Annotated in this window: 16 protein-coding genes; 4 read left to right on the top strand and 12 right to left on the bottom strand. The window is 37.4% G+C overall.

Annotated elements, in window-relative coordinates; translation table 11 throughout:
* Positions 1–16: 16 nt before the first annotated feature.
* The 4 genes from WD048_03370 to WD048_03355 all read left to right on the top strand — a co-directional run bounded on the left by WD048_03370 (position 17) and on the right by WD048_03355 (position 3,607).
* Positions 17–1,612 carry a 1-acyl-sn-glycerol-3-phosphate acyltransferase gene (locus tag WD048_03370; protein ID MEX0811230.1) on the top strand — a complete coding sequence of 532 codons (1,596 nt, stop codon included), beginning with the start codon at positions 17–19 and terminating at the stop codon, positions 1,610–1,612.
* Positions 1,602–2,651: an NAD(P)H-dependent glycerol-3-phosphate dehydrogenase gene (locus WD048_03365; GenBank protein ID MEX0811229.1), complete on the top strand. Its 1,050-nt coding sequence runs from the start codon at positions 1,602–1,604 to the stop codon at positions 2,649–2,651. The genes WD048_03370 and WD048_03365 overlap by 11 nt, the downstream gene beginning before the upstream one ends.
* Positions 2,652–2,715: 64 nt before the next feature.
* Positions 2,716–2,955 (top strand): hypothetical protein, encoded by a 240-nt coding sequence (locus WD048_03360; GenBank protein MEX0811228.1) that lies wholly within the window; start codon positions 2,716–2,718, stop codon positions 2,953–2,955.
* Positions 2,956–3,109: 154 nt separating this feature from the next.
* Entirely contained in the window at positions 3,110–3,607 is a 498-nt protein-coding gene (locus tag WD048_03355; GenBank protein ID MEX0811227.1) for a hypothetical protein, read from the top strand.
* Positions 3,608–3,622: 15 nt separating this feature from the next.
* On the opposite strand, the gene infC is transcribed toward WD048_03355, so the two are convergent.
* The 12 genes from infC to WD048_03295 form a co-directional block, all read right to left on the bottom strand.
* On the bottom strand, positions 3,623–4,171 hold the full coding sequence (gene infC / locus WD048_03350) for a translation initiation factor IF-3 (GenBank protein MEX0811226.1): 549 nt from the start codon (positions 4,169–4,171) through the stop codon (positions 3,623–3,625).
* A gap of 14 nt (positions 4,172–4,185) precedes the next feature.
* The gene (thrS, locus tag WD048_03345) at positions 4,186–6,120 is read right to left on the bottom strand and encodes a threonine--tRNA ligase (GenBank protein ID MEX0811225.1); all 1,935 of its coding nucleotides are present in this window, start codon (positions 6,118–6,120) and stop codon (positions 4,186–4,188) included.
* Positions 6,121–6,122: 2 nt separating this feature from the next.
* Positions 6,123–7,169, bottom strand: a complete 1,047-nt coding sequence (locus WD048_03340) for a tetratricopeptide repeat protein (GenBank protein ID MEX0811224.1) — start codon at positions 7,167–7,169, stop codon at positions 6,123–6,125.
* A 191-nt stretch (positions 7,170–7,360) separates the two neighbouring features.
* On the bottom strand, positions 7,361–8,068 hold the full coding sequence (locus WD048_03335) for a hypothetical protein (protein MEX0811223.1): 708 nt from the start codon (positions 8,066–8,068) through the stop codon (positions 7,361–7,363).
* Positions 8,069–8,441: 373 nt separating this feature from the next.
* The gene (locus WD048_03330; protein MEX0811222.1) at positions 8,442–9,137 is read right to left on the bottom strand and encodes a hypothetical protein; all 696 of its coding nucleotides are present in this window, start codon (positions 9,135–9,137) and stop codon (positions 8,442–8,444) included.
* A 763-nt stretch (positions 9,138–9,900) separates the two neighbouring features.
* Entirely contained in the window at positions 9,901–10,521 is a 621-nt protein-coding gene (locus WD048_03325; protein MEX0811221.1) for a hypothetical protein, read from the bottom strand.
* A gap of 315 nt (positions 10,522–10,836) precedes the next feature.
* Positions 10,837–12,339 carry a DUF4062 domain-containing protein gene (locus WD048_03320; GenBank protein MEX0811220.1) on the bottom strand — a complete coding sequence of 501 codons (1,503 nt, stop codon included), beginning with the start codon at positions 12,337–12,339 and terminating at the stop codon, positions 10,837–10,839.
* Between the two features lie 395 nt (positions 12,340–12,734).
* Positions 12,735–13,775: a Fic family protein gene (locus WD048_03315; GenBank protein MEX0811219.1), complete on the bottom strand. Its 1,041-nt coding sequence runs from the start codon at positions 13,773–13,775 to the stop codon at positions 12,735–12,737.
* A gap of 235 nt (positions 13,776–14,010) precedes the next feature.
* The gene (locus WD048_03310) at positions 14,011–14,337 is read right to left on the bottom strand and encodes a type II toxin-antitoxin system PemK/MazF family toxin (GenBank protein ID MEX0811218.1); all 327 of its coding nucleotides are present in this window, start codon (positions 14,335–14,337) and stop codon (positions 14,011–14,013) included.
* Positions 14,338–14,340: 3 nt separating this feature from the next.
* Complete coding sequence (locus WD048_03305; protein MEX0811217.1) at positions 14,341–14,547, bottom strand: hypothetical protein; 207 nt, start codon at positions 14,545–14,547, stop codon at positions 14,341–14,343.
* 360 nt (positions 14,548–14,907) lie between these two features.
* Entirely contained in the window at positions 14,908–15,249 is a 342-nt protein-coding gene (locus tag WD048_03300; GenBank protein ID MEX0811216.1) for a DUF5615 family PIN-like protein, read from the bottom strand.
* A gap of 1 nt (position 15,250) precedes the next feature.
* Entirely contained in the window at positions 15,251–15,487 is a 237-nt protein-coding gene (locus tag WD048_03295; GenBank protein ID MEX0811215.1) for a DUF433 domain-containing protein, read from the bottom strand.
* Between the last annotated feature and the right edge of the window lie 217 nt (positions 15,488–15,704).

Raw genomic sequence — 15,704 nt, 5'->3', positions numbered from 1 at the left:
CGAGTTTATTGAAGAAGTGAAAAAAGCCAGCGTAGATCGTTGTCTGGAATATTTCCCCAATTATGATTTATTGATTGATGAACTGGCACGCACATTATATCAGGAAAGAGCCAGGGTTACTCAAAAACCATGGAAGGCAGACCCCGTAGATGAAAGGGAGTATTGGGGCAATATAAAAAGAGAGGTTATAAATCTTAACGGGCAATTAAACGGCAATATATCTGCCGATCAAGAGCAAGCAAAAGAGATCCTAACTTCAATTGCCTCACGCTATGCTAATGAAATTACAGGAACTTTTGATCCTTCAATTTATGAGTTTGCCAAAAAAGCCTTACCTGTTGGTTTTTCCAGGTTATTGAAGACCAGTATTGGGCAAAATTTTAAAGAAAGGCTGAACAACGAATTCAATATAAAAGATCGTTTTCATTTTACCGGAGATCTTGAAACCATAAGAGAACTTGGTACTAAAGCTACTTTGGTAATGGTACCCACGCATTTCAGCAATATTGATAGTCCCGTTATAGGCTGGGCAATACAAGAGCTTGGGCTGCCTGCATTTATTTATGGGGCAGGACTTAATCTTTTTGGGATCAAGATACTGGCCTATTTTATGAATCGATTGGGGGCCTATAAAATTGACCGTAGAAAGAAAAACCAGATATATCTTGAAACATTAAAAATGTACTCTACCCTGGCATTGCATCAGGGGGCACACAGTTTGTTTTTTCCGGGGGGTACACGCTCGCGTTCAGGTGCTATTGAAGACAAGCTTAAACTCGGCCTACTCGGCACTGCTATGGAAGCACAGTATTTGAATATTGCCAATGCACCCAAAGGTGAAAGTGGAAAGAAAATAGTAATTGTCCCTGTGGTGCTCAATTATCATTTTGTGCTGGAAGCCCCAAGTTTGATTGAGCAGCATTTAAAGCAAATCGGTAGAGAATACTATTTTGCAGAAAACGATGAGTTTTCAACTTCCTTTAAAATTGCGCGATTTATTTTTAAATTTTTAACCCGCAGCTCTGAATTGGCAATATCCTTTGGTTCCTGTATGGATTTATTTGGAAACAGAGTGGATAAAGATGGGAATAGTTTTGATGATAAAGGCCAAAAAATTGACATTCGTCAATATTATCTTTCTCATGGTGAATTGAAAAATGACAAACAGCGCAATGGAGAATACATTCGTTTACTGGGTGAAAAAATAGTAAAATCTTACCGCAGAAATAATATTGTTTTTAGTAGTCATTTGCTGGCTTTTGCTGCATTTGAGATTTTGAAAAAGCGATTTAAAAAGCTTGATATATATGCATTGTTGAGAATTCCAGAAGAAGACCGTGAAATTTCCTACATGGAATTTGCGCAAAATATAGAAGCTTTAAGAAAAGAAATATTTAAGATGGCCGATGCGGACGAAATTATTGCTCCGGAACAAATAAGCTGGGAAGTTTCTAAAATTATTGATCATGGCATGGATCAACTTGGACTTTATCACGATCAGGCTACATTGTTGTTTACACCTGAGCGTAATATCACTACACAGGATATGAAATTGCTTTATTTTTATCACAATAGATTAGAGGGCTTCGGATTAGAACAGTATGTCGGATAAAAAATACATAGGCGTTATTGGTGCCGGTAGTTTTGGTACTGCTATTGCAAATCTTATTGCAGAGAACCATGATGTACTTTTTTATGTACGCAGAGCTGATCGGTTGAACGCTATACTTGAACAGGGGGAGAGCCTGGGGCAAAAGTTGCACGAACGAATTACTCCTACAGGTGATGTAAAACGCATGACTGAAGAATGCAACCTGCTTTTCCCTACTGTGCCTTCTCGCTATACTTTGGATGAAATCAGAAAATTTGCACCTTACCTTCGTCCCGATCATATTTTAATACATGGTACTAAGGGGTTTAATGTATTGATCGAAGATTTTTATGATGTTGATTTTTATGATTTTCAGGCTACCCGTGAAGACATTCAAACCATCAGCGAACTGATACAACACGAAACATCAGTGGTGCGTATTGGCTGTGTTTCCGGCCCTAACTTGGCAGTCGAACTGGCCAATCATCAACCAGCGGGCTCTGTAATTGCAAGTCATTTTGAAGAAGTCATACTCATGGGAAGAGATGCGCTGCGCAGTCATCGATTTCAGGTTTATGGCACCAACGACCTTATTGGCGTTGAATTTGCCGGGGCACTCAAGAATATTATCGCCATTGCTTCAGGAGCTGTTTATGGTCTCAAAGGCGGTGAAAATGTAAAGGCATTACTTATAACTAAGGGGCTGTCAGAGTTGATACGTTTGGGGACTGTATTGGGTGGTGATGTGACCTCATTTCTCGGCCTGGCTGGTATTGGTGATATTATTGCAACAGCCTCAAGTACACACAGTAGAAACTTTACTGTAGGTTATCGATTGGCAAAAGGGGAGAAGTTGAACGACATTATTGAAACGAGTGAGGAAGTTGCTGAGGGGATTAACACCGTAAAAATATGTAAAGCTTTGGCCGATAATTATAAAGTACGCGTGCCAATTATTCAGGCCCTACACCAGGCGCTTTTCAATGGCCTGCCTGTGAATGATGCATTGAATTTTCTTATGAAATATCCTTTTGACAGGGATGTGGATTTTTTGGATTAGTTATATTTTCTAATGGAACGAATATCATTAGATTTGAATTTTTGCTTTATGAAAACTAAAGTCTATGGATTTAAGCAGTAGAAAAATAGAATTTATAAAAGAATTTTTAAAGTTGCAAAGTGAAGACTCGATTTATCATTTTGAGCAACTTTTGAAAAAAGAGCTCGATAATAATGGAGATCTCATTGAACCTATGTCGCTTGACTCACTAAATGATAGAATTGATCAGTCAATGGAAGACTCCTATAAGGGAAAGCATACAGAGGCAAAAGATTTAATTTCTGAGATCAAGAAATGGGGTTGAAAGTTTACTCGATAATCGAGATTTAAACCTGCCCGACTAAGCAGGCGGGTGCTCCGAGGCTTGCCCCGAGGTTGTTTACTGGACAGATTTTGCAAAAAAAGAACTTCAAAAGATTTTTGTCTCCTGAGTAAGAGCTTAATTTTTTACAAAGCTTATGGATATTATCAAAAAAGGGATAGTTTACGACCGAAACTACCAACTTGTTGTTGGGGTGATATTGCTTTGCTCTGCTGCAGCTTTGCTCTACTTTTTGCCAGATGCAGCAGAAAAGGGAGCGCGGTTTACAGTATATTTTGTGTCGATGATCTTATTGGTTTTGGCCGCAATATTTATTTACAATGCGGGCAAAAAAGTAAAGCCGGAAAAGGAGCTGCTGGTAAGATATCTCGAATTCGATCCAAAACAGATTGTCTGGGTTTATTCCTATGTGGTACAAACCATGCCTTTTGGCATTCATTTTATGAAAATGACTACGGTTTACTTTTATTATCTTGATGGAAATTATACCACAATAAGGGTAAATGGCAAGGTCCACAATGAACTGATGGAGGAACTAAAAGGCAAGTTGCCCCATGCCAGTTTTGGTTTTACCTCTGAAAAAGAACAACTCTATAAAGCCAATCCTGCCTTGTTGTATAAGGAAGATGAATAAGGGGTGTTCCCGAACTTATTTCTTTTTTGATTTTGGAGCAATGAAAGCGATCATTCTCCGACCTTCCAATTTAGGCATTTGTTCTAAAGACCCAAAATCTTTCAGGCTCTCGGCTAATTTCAACAACATCAGCTCACCTCTTTCTTTAAAAAGGATGCCACGGCCTTTGAACTGAACATAGGCCTTAACTTTAGAACCTTCTTTCAGAAATTTTTCAGCGTGATTGAGCTTGAAATTAAAATCGTGGTCATCGGTATTAGGAGTAAAGCGTACTTCTTTTATCACCGTTTTGTGGGTGTTGGACTTTATTTCCTTTTCCTTTTTCTTCTTTTCGTAGAGGAATTTTTTGTAGTCGATAACTTTGCAAACCGGAGGATCTGCTTTTCCTGATATTTCAACCAGGTCGAGTCCCTGCTCTTCTGCTAATTGCAATGCTTTTTCAATAGAGTATACACCTACTTCTACATTGTCTCCTACTAATCTTACTTCTTTTGAGCGGATTTTTTCATTGATTTTGTGATCCGGCTCAGTTTTTCTTGGTACAAATTTTCTTCTTGGACGCAAATGTTGTTTTTTTGTTAAGCAATTAAATTTTCAATCTCTTTATTCACCAATTCAGTGAATTGATCCGTTGTCATAGTACCAAGGTCGCCTTGACCTTGTTTGCGAACAGATAAGACTTCGCTTTCCTGTTCTTTCTCTCCTACAATGAGCATAAAGGGGATTTTGTTTACTTCAGCATCCCTTATCTTTTTGCCGATCTTCTCATTTCTGAGATCAACGAATGTGCGAATATCGGTATTTTTTAGATAATCTGAAACATTTTCTGCATAGCTATTGAAGCGTTCGCTTATAGGTAAAATTATAGCTTGCTCGGGTGTCAACCAAAGCGGAAATTTTCCTTCGCAGTGTTCAATCAGAATGGCCACAAAACGCTCTAATGAGCCAAAGGGCGCGCGGTGAATCATCACAGGGCGGTGTTTTTGATTGTCGCTGCCCATATATTCGAGTTCAAATCGCTCGGGCAGATTGTAATCCACCTGAATGGTGCCCAATTGCCATTCCCTGCCAATGGCATCTTTTACCATAAAATCGAGCTTGGGGCCGTAAAATGCAGCTTCGCCATATTCAATGGTCGTTTTAAGGGCTTTTTCTGCAGTTGCTTCTTTAATGGCGTTTTCTGCTTTTTCCCAATTTTCATCGCTGCCGATGTATTTTTTTCGGTCTTCCTTGTCGCGCAGCGAAATTTGAGCGGTAAAATCCTCAAAACCCAGGGCCTTGAATACATAAAGTACCAGGTCAATTACATTGCAGAACTCTTCCTTTACCTGGTCGGGGCGGCAGAAGATATGTGCATCGTCTTGTGTGAACCCCCGCACCCTTGTCAATCCATGCAACTCTCCACTTTGTTCATAGCGGTAAACGGTTCCAAATTCTGCAAAGCGCAGTGGCAACTCTTTGTAGGAGTGTGGCTTGAATTTATAAATTTCACAGTGATGCGGGCAGTTCATAGGTTTCAGGAGAAATTCCTCGTTTTCATCCGGTGTGTGGATGGGCTGAAAAGAGTCTTCTCCATATTTTTCATAGTGGCCGGAACAAACGTACAGGTCTTTGTTGCCAATATGTGGCGAGGCTACCAGTTCATAACCTGCTTTTTTCTGTGCCTTGCTCAAAAATTGCATCAGCCGTTCTCTCAATGCAGCGCCTTTGGGCAGCCAAAGCGGCAGACCCTGTCCCACTTTTTGGGAAAAGGTGAAAATTTCCAGCTCTTTCCCCAGCTTGCGGTGATCGCGTTTTTTGGCTTCTTCCAGCATTTGCAGGTATTCTTCCAGCATTTTTTGCTTGGGAAATGAAATGCCATAGACCCGTGTGAGCTGAGGCTTGTTTTCATCGCCACGCCAGTAGGCACCTGCAATATTCATGATTTTCACGGCTTTGATCAACCCGGTATGGGGAATATGTCCGCCACGGCAGAGGTCGGTAAAATCATCGTGGTCGCAGAATGTGATGTCCCCGTCTTCCAGGTTTTCGATCAATTCTACTTTAAAGGGATTTTTTTCTTTGTTGTAATAATTCAGTGCATCGGATTTTGAAACTTCACGCATTTGAAATTCGGCTTTTTGCCGCGCCAGTTCCAAAAACTTTTTCTCAATAATGGGGAAATCCTTCTCAGAGATATTTTCACCATTGAGGTCAACATCGTAGTAAAAACCATTTTCGATTGCCGGGCCGATGGTGAGTTTTATTTTGGGATATAATTTCAACAATGCCTGTGCCAATACGTGGGCAGAAGAGTGCCAAAAGGCTGTTTGCCCCTCTTTATCGCTCCAGGTGAGCAATTGTAATTTTGCATCTTCTTGAATGGGTGTAATGGACTCGACTATTTTTCCATCGACTTTTGCGGAGAGTACATTTCTCGCCAGTCCCGGGCTAATGTCATTGGCCACATCAATAGGGCGGATGCCCGCTTCGTATTCCCGCACCGAATTATCCGGCAGTGTAATCTTAATCATTCTTATGATTTTTTATCAATTCTTTGCAGCCCTTTTATAGAAGGCTCGTGTTCCGACTGCAAACTTAGGCTTTGTTTGTAAAATTCTCTTGCTTTATCGAAATTTCCGATCGCTTCCTGTATTAAACCACGCATATAAATTGCATCTGCATAGGCAGGATTTACAGTGCCGGCAATTTTAAAATGCCGGTCGGCTTTTTCCAGTGAATCCATCTGAAAATATACATAACCGATATTGTAATAGGCATTGGCATTTTGTGGGGCTTTTTTCACAATAGAGCGGTAAAGTTCTATTGCAGCATCGTAATCTTCCATATTTTGCAGAAGCAGGCCTTTTCCATAAAGCGCTTCGGCACTTTCAGGATTGATTTTCAAGGCATTGTTGTAATACTGTAAGGCCAATTTAGAATTGCTTTCAGCAAAGAGCAAGGCCAGTTGCATATGGGCTTCAAAATATTGGGGATCCTGTTCCAGCGCAGTTTGAAAACTTGATATGGCGCGTTCTCGCTTTTCTATTTCTTTAAATAATATGCCTTTGTAGAAATAGGCATCTGCATTGTAAACATTGCTTTTAAGGACTTCATCCAGATGCGCGATGGCTTCCTTGTAGTTTTTCATGTAAATTTTATAAATCCCCATTTTCAATTGTATTGATTCATTTCGGGGATCAATTTCTTCAGCTTTTTCAAGCGTGTTTAATGCTCGAATGAGGTTTTGCTCTTCGAAATATACATCGGCAAGGCCCAGGTAAAATTCTGTTTCGGTAGAATCCAGTTGAAGGCATTGTTTTAGGTCTTCCTTTGCCCCTGAAAGATTGCCCAGTTGAAAGCGCATGTTCGACCTGATGTAGTAGAGCTTGGGATTGTTCGGCTCCTGCTCTATTTTCTGGGTGATCTCCTGTATGGAGGGGTGATTGTCGGCATTTGGATTGCTTTCTACTTCCCCGGGTTTGTTATCCTCGCTTTGCCCATTTCCATTACAGGCAACAAATACTGATAGGCAACTCAAAAGCAATAGTGTATATAATGGAATTTTCAGTTTGGGATTCATAATTTTTGCAAGATGGCTTTCTCTCTGATGCTTTGTAAAATTGAGCTGTAAAATTATGAAAAAATGTCTGTTTGTTGTTTGGGGTTTGGTATAAGGCTCTGCTTATTGCTTAGGTGACATGCTTTTGAAAGTGGGGCACTCGTTCGCTTAGCTGATGCTATGCTGCAAACGAGCGCCAGTGAGGGAGAGACTCAAAGCAATAGTTTAGATAAATATATAAAGCATAATAATGAAGTTATCACAAACAGTAAAGATATATATATACTTTTCCGACAGACATTACTATAAATTTTATTTAATTTTTCGTTATTTAATATGATTTCACCTTTGTCTTTATTGTCAATTATTATTTGATCCATGCTAAACTTAATTTCATCTATTGTCTGATTTGAAAATCCATAATATTCTCTTGTATCATAAAATAAACTCGCAATTAACTCTTTCTTGTCCCAAACTTCAATTGAATTAGTTGCATTAAAGGAATCATATCTCTTGTACCTTTCTGTTAAAAAAAGATTAGAAAAGCTTATTTTTTTAGACTTCAAAAACAGTTCTAAAAGATAAAACTCAATACATACTACTTTTTTAGCATAATCAATTTCAATCGATTTAATCATGTTTGACTGAAATAATAGCGATGAATAAAATATACTAATCATTGGCCACATTATACTTAATATAATTGAAGCAAATATGCTATTGCTTATGATATAAATGCCGATAAAGAAAAAAGTGGTACTCCATTTAATATTATTAATAAAAACAAACAATGGTTTTTTGTTTTTAATATTTATATTTTCTGTTTCAAATTTATTAATAATCATTTCTTTGCTTTCTCCTTGATTGAGTGATATTTTTATATTAATAACGAGTTCCCCCGCTGGCGCAAGAATTAGCAAAGCGGTTCTTCAAGTTAGCGGATGGTAAAACCGAAGTTATTTGGTAGATTTGCCTCCACTCGCGCTCGTTTGCCGCCTGGCTTTCGCAGCATAGCGAACGAGTGCGGAGGTTTATATTTTTCAGACATTTATCTAAAATACAAAATTCAGGGGTTTTAGTGCGGCTTGCCTATTAGTGGTCGGACGACTTCAAGTCGTCTGACCACTTGAGGCGTAATACCCGTACTGGTTAAAATAGATGTCTTCTCCATTCTTCTCGAATGCCGCACTGGTCTTACCATTGCTTCCCGAGGGCTTACTAACCATTCCACCATGCAGAGCATGGCGGAAACGGGGGGGCTTACTTTACCATTCCACGATTAGCTAATAAATATTACTGTGTGTTTTTGATAAGACTATCAATTTCGTTTATCATATTTAATAGTGGATTGAAATTATCTCCTCTATTTTCAATATTTGTTTTGAGCTGATTTATCTTATTATAGTAAGTTGAATCAGGTGCTTTATTATAAAGTAATTTTTCTTGATATACAACATACATTTCCATTAAAATACCAATTGAATCTATATTGCTTGGTTTATTTTTTAAACTTGAATAAATGTCTTCAATTGCAGCAGATTCAATTGGAGCTCTTTCATATATAATATAGTCTGTGAATATGTAATACTTTAAAATGTTTTCTTTAAAATCATTAAAATGATCATATTTTTCTATATCACAATGCTTTAAAGATATTGACATGTGAAATGGAGAGTTAACCATATTTGAATCATCAATTGGGTAAAACTTCGATTGATAATATGTGAACTTATTATAGTATTTTGTTTTGAAACAAAAATCATAGAATAGTATTTCATGAAGTAATGATAGCCAAGAAGGTCTTAATTTATATTTCTCATAATTTAAAACACCTTCAAATAATATCACAGAGTCTAATTTTTTTATTTTATAAGTATAGAATAAATTATTGAATTTAATATTATTGATAATTGGGATTGTCTCTTTCGATTTATTGCTACAACTTAACAATATGTAATTAAATAATATGATTAATATTAATTTATTCATTATTTTAAGTTGTATGTTTTTAAGACTCTAGCTGAATCCTGTTTAGTAAAGGTAAAACCCCGCGATGGCGCAAGCATTAGCAATAGCGGTGCTTCTGCCATATCAATTTAACAGTCTATTCTTATATGCTCAACAATAATCCCCACACTTATTCTTTCCAGACATTTATCTAAAATACAAAATTCAGGGGTTTTTGTGCGGTAAGTACTTCCTGAATGTTGGTCTTGTGCCAAAGAGAAAAAGAAAGCCACAGCACTGCTCAATCAAGGGAGATTCCCCTTTTCAGGGGAATGACGGCTTTGAGTGGGCTTTTATAAAACTACTTTGTCATCATTTAAGGGCTATTCGAAAATTCAGCTTAAAATTCGAAGTGAAAGTAGTGTGAAATTTCAGGCTGTTTGAGCCAAACGAGAGTTACTAATTTATAAGTTTTTAATGGCGAGTTTCTGAAATTTAGCTACTGAGCAAAGAATTTAGTTGAATTTTAGACAGCCTAGATTTTCCTGCTTTCAGCAGGCATGCTTGCCCGTACTGAAATATTCAGGCGGGTTTGCTTCGTTTTTTCAGCAATGGAAAAAATGAAGAGTAGGCTACTTGTAACAGCAGCCGGACGGGTATTCGCCTTGCTAACAGGTTATGCCCGTGCTGGTTAAAATAGATGTCTTCTCCATTCTTCTCGAATGCCGCACTGGTCTTACCATTGCTTCCCGAGGGCTTACTTAACCATTCCACCATGTAGAGCATGACGGAAACGGGGGGAGTATCAATACTCCTCTACTTTCACCAGTTCTCCATTATTAAAATGCTCTACTTTAATTAATTCACCAGATTCTGTCCATATTTTCCACTCACCTACCTTTGTTCCTTTTTTTTTCTGCCCTGAGAAAGATATTTTTCCATTGTAATGGTAACCAATTATTATACCATCCTCAACTCCATTTTCATAACTGGTTTTATAAAAAATTGTACCATTTTCATGGTATGCAATTAAATCTCCAATAATTGTGTCGTATTTAAATTTAGATAAAGTTTTCAAGTTTCCTGTTTTAAAATATTCACTCCATTTACCGTGCATTTTATAATCGCTCAACTCACCTTCGACCCATTTTTCACCACTTGTGTAATACCCAATGTAATACATTGAATCATTATCTAAAAATTGAATACTTCCAGTAAAGTCATTTTTAGAATTGTATAAATAGATTGTGTGTATTCCTGAATCCTGTATACTGTCTAATTTTTTCTTGTGTTCTGTTATGAATACTTCATAATCAATTGTAGAATCAGTATCAACAGTAATATTTAATACAAGATTATCTTGAGGCTTATTAAGACAGGATTGAAAAACCATGCTTAACAATATTATTATTTTAATAAGATTCATTATTTAACAAGATAAATTGATAAAAATACCCCCCCCATATCCCGAAAGCTTGCAACTTGTGGGAATCCCTTTCAAAACACATCTTGTGGATGCCCAACTATACCTAGCATTTCAGTAAAACCATAAAACTTTATTCTTTCCAGACATTTATCTAAAATACAAAATTCAGGGGTTTTACTGCGGCTTGCCTATTAGTGGTCGGACTTTTGCTATAGGTTCGAAGGACTGCAAATTCTTACCAGTAGTGCATTTTCCAGAGCTGAAAAAGCTTGCTTTGTAATGTTTTAATAGGTCTTTATTGCCAAAGTATTCCATTTACATATTGTTCAATACTTCAATTCCTTTTTTGGTTAGAAGATATCTTTGTTTTGGATGATTTGGACTATTTGAATATTTCATTTGTATCAATCCTTGAACCAAGGCTGGTTCTAAATAGTTTTCTCTAAAATTCCCTTCATGTTTTAGCTGCAATGCCTTTTGTATGTCCTTCCTACTCATTTCTCCATGCAAAACTTTTAATAAATTTTTTACTTCTACGGTACTACTACGGAACTCCTGCGGTACTTCATCGGTACTTGGCCGGTGTTTAGTGTGTACTTGGTCGGAAAGACCATAGCCCGGACGGTAAATAGTAACATTAAAGGTATCTTCTTGAACAAAGACCGGGTCAACCAAACCGGCTTTGTTTGCAATAGAAACCATGTCCGATGTTCCGGTACCCAACCTTTCTATGTAGCCGGCTTGATACATGGGCTCGGCAAGAAGTATGTTTCTTGGTATGGAGGTGTGCAACTCTTTGAGTTTATCTACTGACCATCCTAAGGGAAGATGCCCCGGATTTCTAATTTCAAGTCGATCTTTAAAAAGCATGACCTGAATACTACCATTGTTGGTGTAGTCTCGGTGTGCTACAGCATTCACAATCGCTTCTGCAATTACTTCTCTCGGAATTTCATACTTACCCGGAATGGAAGTGCTTTCTGCTCGGGTTTCTACCTGATAATCTAGCTTCGATAAAATGAAGTCTTCAGCCTGATCAACCAGTTCAAAAACGGTACCTGTGAAGACTTTATAAGATTCGATTGGCTTTGTACGTTCAGTGCCTAAATGATACTCACAGCGCACTTCTGCGCTGGGAAAAACCCGAGCTGGTTCATACCCGAAAAGTAATATAGCGGCATTATTGGGTTTGTCATTCTTTATCAAGTTTAAATGGGCTAACACTTCTTGAAAAGGAGCGGTAGCTTGCAGTTTAAAACCTCTTTTTGAACGAGCTAATTTTACAAAATCAGCTACTTTGTCAGGATTGATGGATGAATAATCTGCCTGGTGGGAAATAGATGAATCAAATGGTGTAGTTTGTATGCGCCCCGTTTCTTCTAAGAACCTTACAAGCGAAGCATAAATCAAGGACTTTAGATCTTCATAGCCCGAAAATTTGCGCCTAACCAAAAAAGTTTGCGCCTTTTGAATAAAGGACACTTGTTCTTTATCCCGCTCATTGTTGGGGTGATCCGAAATAAAAATGAATCGCTGTTTGTGCAAACGGGAAGCTTCATTAAATTCTTCCTCGGTAACAGAAATGCCTTTTTTACCTACAAAGCCATATTCTTTTCCAAGAATACCTAAATAAATCTCACACTGTCCAATTTCATCTAAAAACACATGTTGCGGAGTATTGTCTAAAGCCGGAAGTTTCTCAAATAGAAACACCTCAAAAAATTTACCGAGGAAAGGATCTGCTGTAATCCAATTAAACAGCTTAAACCTTTCCTGCTCAAATTCTTTTTGTACGCTACTCAGGAATATCCGTATCATAATTTAATCTTCCTTCTCAGGTAAAAGTCTTACTGGCAATTGATCAGCTTCTAAATTTTCGGGACAAAATTAACTAATATTCAGGTAGCGTGCTTTAGGCTTATAGAAGATAGACTCCGAAAGTTTTTTGAATTTCATCTATAAGAGATTCCTTTTTTTCGATGCCCCCCCTGGCCCTGTTTTCTTTGAGCGTCCGCTCTCCCCCATATCCCGCAAAGTTTGCAACTTGTGGAAATCCTTTTCAATATTACAACTTGTAGTCGCCTCCATAAGAAAATAAAAATAAGAAAAAATGTCTGTTTGTTGGTTGGGTTTGGTAGAAGAAGGCTGCCCTTAATGATCACGCATTATTGCAACAGCTATGGTGGGACAAACGAGTGCAAGTAAAGGGCGTTTCATTTAACCGTATAGTTCGTTCCCGGCCCGGAACCATGTTTTTCTATCAAATTTTTCTCTATCAAATCAGGTAATATTCTTTTCACTGTAGGGCTTGGTATTCCTAGTTTTTTTGCAATATCTCCTGATTTGCAGCCCGGATGATTTTCGATAAATGTTATAATAGATTTCTCTCGAGGCGCTAATCTGGCTTCAATACCTTGTTTATCAAGCTTCTTCATCAATTGGTCTTGTATATTAGCTAAGGCATCAAAGAAAAACCGAACCCATTTTGTCACATCTTCATTTGGCCGTTGTGCCTGACAGCTCCTTAAAACATTGTAATATTCTGTTTTTCTATTTTCAATTTCGTGTTCAAAGCTCACATATTGAATCCATTTGTATCCATATTTCATTAGCAAAAGCGTTGATAGAAGTCTGCTCAATCTACCATTACCATCCTGGAAGGGATGGATACTAACAAAGTCATAAGCGAATAAAGCACATTTTACAAGTGGATGCGTTTCCTTGTCCTGTTTATACCAATCGATCAATTGTCTCATAGCATCCTGGGTATGAAATCCCGGTGGCGTAGTTTCAAAAATTAATTGCGTGGTACCATCAGGAAGTTTAGCTTGTACAGCGTTGCTGTGTTGTTTGTAATCGCCTTTATGCCATTTATCTTTTTCACTGTACTTTAATAATATGTTGTGGAGATTTTTGATACTGTTTTCAGAAATTTCTATATCATCATAAGACCCAGATATTAAATCCATGGTTTCAAAATATCCAACAACTTCTTGTGAATCCCTATCAATAATTTTGGTAACATCGATGTCCCTCAATAATACTTCAACTTCTTCATCAGACATTAGCGAACCTTCAATTCGCGTGGATGCCCCCACACTTCGAACAGTTGCTATTGATTTTAATTGCTTAAGACTTTGGCCTTCTTTTTTTTCTATCGTTGTCCATGAGGCATCAAACCTATCAATTTGACTGATATGCCGTATCAATTCCCAATCAAGGTTGAGCTTGAATGTATGCACTTCTGTTTTCATATCGCAAATATATGGAAAACTACCGGATGATACGATATGATTCGTTTTTATACGATAGACACACGATAAGATTGATAAGACCCAATTGCTTGGCAGGTGTGAGACAGAGACTTTTATGCACCCTTTCAAGATTAAATTGTGTAGTCGCCTCCATATGAAAATAAAAATAAGAAAAAATGGCTGTTTGTTGTTTGGGCTTGATTGGGTTTGGTAGAAGAAGGCATATTTTTCATATTTAATCAACCAGCTTTTTGAATTTGTCTTTAAAAAGTGAAAGTTCAGTTTTGTTTAGCTTACCAAGTTTAGCAATCATGTCTTGCTTCTTGATGGTAACGATCCTATCAACTTTTAATACTGAAATTGTCCTAAGCTTATTGATTGTTGAAGGTTTTATCTGAATTTCATTTTTACTGAGTTTTTGAGGAACAACAGAACTAATTGCCGATACAATTATGTCTTTGTATTTGTCTTCTGTTAATGCAATGATAGCTGCAGGCCTTAATTTTCGTTTTGTTTGTTCTGCAAAGGGAAAGGGAACAAGTATGATATCTCCGGTTTTCAAAATCTACTTCTTTTCCAGGTAATCCTGATAAATATCTTCCTTGGGATCGTTCCAAAAATCAAAGGCATCAGATTGAGCCGAGAATTCCCTTAATTCAGAATCCTCTATTTCCTCAACAAAAGTGATCAGTACTTTGTATTTTTTGTTTTTGGGAAGCTTCTCAAGTGCTTTGATGTTTTTTCCATCGTATATTCCTTTTACAGATAGCATATTTTGATTTTTTACTTAAAAAAACTCGTTTTTAAATGTAAAACTTTTTGGTTTAATAACAATACTTGAAAATTAGTTTCAAAACAACAGCACTCAGATTTTGAGCCTCATTCACTCGTTTGTCGCCATATCCCGCAAAGCTTGCAACTTGTGGGAATCCCTTTCAAGATTGCATCTTGTAGATGCTCCCGCTGGCGCAAGAATTAGCAAAGCGGTTCTTGTGCCTCCATCCCAAAGTTTGCAAAGCTTGCAACTTCTGTGAATCCCTTTCAATATTACATCTTGTAGTCGCCTCCATATGAAAATAAAAATAAGAAAAAATGTCTGTTTGTTGTTTGGGCAAGGTTGGGTTTGGGGGTACTAACTTACCGCTTCTATTCTATCAATGTAAACACTCACAAGCTTATTGGTCTCTGAGATTTTTATTACATCTCCCCACACTTTCGACAGGGTATTAAAAAAGTCATTCATCTTCATATTGCCAAAACGAATATGAATGACCTTTGGCGGTGGTTCTTTTAATAATATCCTATCGGCAAAATCACTGTCTTTTGTGATAATAGTTAAATTATTTTCTTTTGCATATTTCCATATCTCATGATCCTTTGCTTCATCATTGATATCAAACTGATGTACATAATCAGTAGTATTCCACATACTGAAGTAGTAGGGCAAATTAGCATCTACCAGGTATTTTGCCATTTTATGCAACAATTTTCTTAATGGTAAAACTCCTTTCCATTAATGCAGCTGCAAAGTTTAGACAAGCAGTGATATCCTCAGGCTCTAATGATGGATATTGTTTCAGGATTTCTTCCCTGCTTTCACCTGCACTTAGAAACTCAAGAATAGTTTGTACTGTAATTCTTTTTCCGCGAATGGTCGGTTTGCCATTGCAAATATCCTGATCAATTGTAATTCTGTCCATTAAGTATTCCATGTTGTGTATTTTTATAAATATACGAACAATACAACGACATCCCTCCCTTTCAATATTACATCTTGTAACAGCCGGGCTGGAATTGGCTATGTTTAAGGTTCATTGAATCAAGTCCTGTGCTTTATCCCACCAGATCCTTCGTTCCGCTGCGCTCCACTCTGGATGAACTGTGCTTAAAAGCAAATATTTTTTGAATAATTTTCATCAAAAGTTGTTT

The organism is Chitinophagales bacterium (assembly GCA_040877935.1).
GTDB lineage: Bacteria > Bacteroidota > Bacteroidia > Chitinophagales > CAIOSU01 > JBBDNB01.
Note: the sequence above shows the minus strand (reverse complement) of the source record. Positions and strands in the feature narration are given on the sequence as shown.

Bases quoted from the DNA above. Each gene is read 5' to 3' on its own strand.
- WD048_03365 (MEX0811229.1), top strand. From the start codon at position 1,602: ATGTCGGATAAAAAATACATAGGCGTTATTGGTGCCGGTAGTTTTGGT.
- WD048_03360 (MEX0811228.1), top strand. From the start codon at position 2,716: ATGGATTTAAGCAGTAGAAAAATAGAATTTATAAAAGAATTTTTAAAG.
- WD048_03355 (MEX0811227.1), top strand. From the start codon at position 3,110: ATGGATATTATCAAAAAAGGGATAGTTTACGACCGAAACTACCAACTT.
- thrS (MEX0811225.1), bottom strand. From the start codon at position 6,120: ATGATTAAGATTACACTGCCGGATAATTCGGTGCGGGAATACGAAGCG.
- WD048_03340 (MEX0811224.1), bottom strand. From the start codon at position 7,169: ATGAATCCCAAACTGAAAATTCCATTATATACACTATTGCTTTTGAGT.
- WD048_03330 (MEX0811222.1), bottom strand. From the start codon at position 9,137: ATGAATAAATTAATATTAATCATATTATTTAATTACATATTGTTAAGT.
- WD048_03325 (MEX0811221.1), bottom strand. From the start codon at position 10,521: ATGAATCTTATTAAAATAATAATATTGTTAAGCATGGTTTTTCAATCC.
- WD048_03320 (MEX0811220.1), bottom strand. From the start codon at position 12,339: ATGATACGGATATTCCTGAGTAGCGTACAAAAAGAATTTGAGCAGGAA.
- WD048_03315 (MEX0811219.1), bottom strand. From the start codon at position 13,775: ATGAAAACAGAAGTGCATACATTCAAGCTCAACCTTGATTGGGAATTG.
- WD048_03305 (MEX0811217.1), bottom strand. From the start codon at position 14,547: ATGCTATCTGTAAAAGGAATATACGATGGAAAAAACATCAAAGCACTT.
- WD048_03300 (MEX0811216.1), bottom strand. From the start codon at position 15,249: ATGGCAAAATACCTGGTAGATGCTAATTTGCCCTACTACTTCAGTATG.
- WD048_03295 (MEX0811215.1), bottom strand. From the start codon at position 15,487: ATGGAATACTTAATGGACAGAATTACAATTGATCAGGATATTTGCAAT.